Genomic DNA, 2,930 nt, shown 5'->3' on the forward strand with positions numbered 1-2,930 from the left:
TCGACGCATGAACTCACCGGCCTCGAGCGTCATGGTCTTGTAGCCGGTGCGCCCGCTGGCGCGGTAATCCTTCCAGCGGAAGGTCACGCCCCGTTCATCGAGCGCGATGAGTCGCCGGTTGGAGATGGCCACGCGATGCGTATAGCGCGACAGATAGCTGCGCAATATGCTGAAGCGATTCGCCTTTCCGCCAATGTTCCGACATTAACGCTTTCTGGCTCTCGCTGTAGTAGATCCGGGTTCTGCACTTCATCTGCGACACTCCCGCTGCTCACGCAGCTTCGATTGTGTTGCATCGACCGGTTGAATCCCCACCGCTTTCCGGCCATTCGCATATCGGCAGTGCTAATGTTAGGCTTCACTGTATGCGGATTAGGACTTTCGCCCCGTTGCAGTCATCTGACTTTTCGCGACGGCAATGTATCAATAAAGACGCAGGTTTCTCGCGTGCAACCGGCTCAGACCAAGCAACGTGTCGATGAACAGCGTCGGAACATTCGTGATCTGTCCCAGCTCGCGCACCGCACCCACCAGTGCATCAATCTCAACAGCCTTACGCGCCAGAACGTCCTGCAGCATGGAAGTCTTCATCGCGCCTAGTTTCAACGTCACTTCATGCCGATCGCTCGGCGTCTGATCGATGGGAATCCCGAATCGTGCACCGATTTCCTTTGCCTCCAGCATTGCGCTGGTAACGAAACCGCGCACCAGCTCGTCTCCCAAAATTTGTAAGCGCTAATTTGAGCGCACGGACACGCGCATGAATGTCGCTTGGCGCTGGGAAACTGCTTGCGCGGCAAGCGCGACGTACACCTGGGATTTGCGTATGGATTTCTTTGGTCAGGCGGCGTTGGTCGAAGCCTGAGACTGCATGAACCGAAACGGCAGTAGGTCGCTTATGTCGGCGTCTTGTGCCCGTTGAGGCAACTGGGTCAGGACGTGAAGCAGGTACGTGTATGGCTCGACGTTGCACGCGCGGCATGTAAGCACGAGACTGTAGATGACGGCGCTGGCTTTCGCTCCGGCGACCGTGTCGCTAAAGAGCCAAACTTTCCGGCTGGTGGCAAACGGACGGATGTCGCGTTCCAGAATGTTATTGTCCACCGGGGCTTGTCCGTCGCCGACGTAACGGCTGAGATACTCCCACTGGTTAAGCGTGTAGCTGATGGCATTGCCCAGCGCGCTTTCGGGCGGCACTTGCGGGGCTTGCTCGTCCAGCCAAGCTTTGAATGCCTCAAGGAGCGCAACGCTGTGCTGCTGTCGTAGTCGTAAGGTATAACTGGCACGCGTTTCCCCGCTCGGAGGTTTTTCTCGCGCGAGTGCTTCGACGCGATAGAGTCGCTGGAAGAATTCAAGTGCCTGCTGCGCGCGCTTGCCTAGTTTTTTCTGCGTCTTCAGGGCCTCTACGAACCCGCGTCTCGCATGAGCCAGGCAGCCGAAGTGAGTCACACCTTTGACCGTTCGCCAGGCGCTATACCCGTCGGACATCACCATGCCTTTGTAGTCCGCGAGAAACGCCTGGGGATATTGCTTGCCACGTCCGGGTTGATAGTCGAATAACACTACGGGCTCTTCGCTATCCCCCCGCTGCGGTACAGCCACATGTAGGACTGGCTTTGCGCGGCCTTGCCCGCTTCCTTCAGCACCTGCACGGTCGTCTCGTCGCCATGAATCAGCGGCTGCGATAGCAACGTCTTGCGTAACGCCTGGTAGAGGCGGTCGAGATGCAACTGCGTTGGCTTGATGACCCAGTGCCCCAGCGTGCCTCGGCCCACCGGAATGTTCGCGCGCCCGAGCGCGTCTTCCATCCGATATAGCGGCGTGCCGTCGACGTATTTACCCGTCATCACCGTGGCGATCATGGCCGCGCTCGCCCGACTGCCCGGCAATGGTTGCGCCGGCATCGGCGCGGTCAGGATCGGCGTACGCTCAGCGACACGCTCGCAATGACGGCACGCATATTTGAAACGAACATGCTGCAGGACTGAAGCCTTCACCTCGATATGCAGTTGTTCGCTGATTTCCTCGCCCATACGATGCATTGCGTTGCTGCAGCAGGGGCAGACCTTCTGCTCCTCGGGCAAGTCGTACTCGATACGCTGGCGGGGAAGATTTGCAGGCAGAGGCTTGCGTCCTCGTTTGCGGCGAGCAGGCTCGGGCGCTTCCGGCAGACCTGTGTCTGGTAAGTCGAGTTCGTCCACGTCCTCACCAGCGTCCTCAGCTGCGACCTGCTCGGCTTCGTTGAACACTCGATCCTGAAGCTTCTCGCTGCTTGGCGCGAAGCGCTTGTGTTGCGCGAGCCGGAACTGCTCCTCTAGATAGCGACCGCGTTCGCCCAACTGGCGGTTGCAGGCCTCGAGCTCGCGAATGTAAGCCTGCGCGGCGAGAGGCAATTGGGAGAATTCGCGTTCATCCATGCTACCCACAGTAGCGAAATGGAACGCTCGATGGGTTTACGGAATTTTGTAACAGCTATCGGGAACGTCGCTTAGCGATGGCGCGCCGCATCAACTCGTATGATGGTACTGCCGTGCCGGATGGCGTCGTACCGCGTCAATGTCAATGCCATCTAAGAGCCAATGCAGCTGCTCGGTCGTCAACTCGACCACGGCCTGCTTCCGGGATGGCCACGCGAAATGGTCTACCTCGAGGCGTTTCAACATCAGCCAGAAGCCCGAACGCTCGTACAACAACAGCTTAACGCGGTTGCGTTTGCGATTATGGAACGCGAACACGGCGCGAGCGAAGGGGTCGAGCTGCATCGACTGCTCAACCAACGCCGTGAGGCTATTAATTCCCGCCCTAAAGTCAATCGGTTCGCGATGCAGATAGACGCGAAGGTCGGAATCAAGGCGGAACATCAACGCTCTCCCAGCGCGGCGATCAACGCCGTAACGAGCGTCGCATCGTGCCGTGAGCACTCAAGTTCA

The 2,930-nt window shown here is 58.6% G+C and carries 1 protein-coding gene and 3 pseudogenes; all 4 read right to left on the reverse strand.

Features of this window, described 5'->3' with window-relative positions:
* Positions 1-159 (reverse strand): annotated as a pseudogene (locus PQR02_RS40025) (transposase); the annotation flags it as partial.
* Positions 160-423: 264 nt separating this feature from the next.
* Positions 424-729 (reverse strand): annotated as a pseudogene (locus tag PQR02_RS40030) (ketopantoate reductase C-terminal domain-containing protein); the annotation flags it as partial.
* 111 nt (positions 730-840) lie between these two features.
* Positions 841-2,417 (reverse strand): annotated as a pseudogene (tnpC, locus tag PQR02_RS40035) (IS66 family transposase).
* 90 nt (positions 2,418-2,507) lie between these two features.
* On the reverse strand, positions 2,508-2,861 hold the full coding sequence (gene tnpB / locus PQR02_RS40040) for an IS66 family insertion sequence element accessory protein TnpB (protein ID WP_408243328.1): 354 nt from the start codon (positions 2,859-2,861) through the stop codon (positions 2,508-2,510).
* Positions 2,862-2,930: the final 69 nt, after the last annotated feature.

This window comes from Paraburkholderia sediminicola (assembly GCF_046026895.1).
Lineage (GTDB): Bacteria > Pseudomonadota > Gammaproteobacteria > Burkholderiales > Burkholderiaceae > Paraburkholderia > Paraburkholderia sediminicola_C.

Excerpts from the sequence above, each read along its gene's own strand:
- tnpB (WP_408243328.1), bottom strand. The coding sequence starts at position 2,861 with ATGTTCCGCCTTGATTCCGACCTTCGCGTCTATCTGCATCGCGAACCG.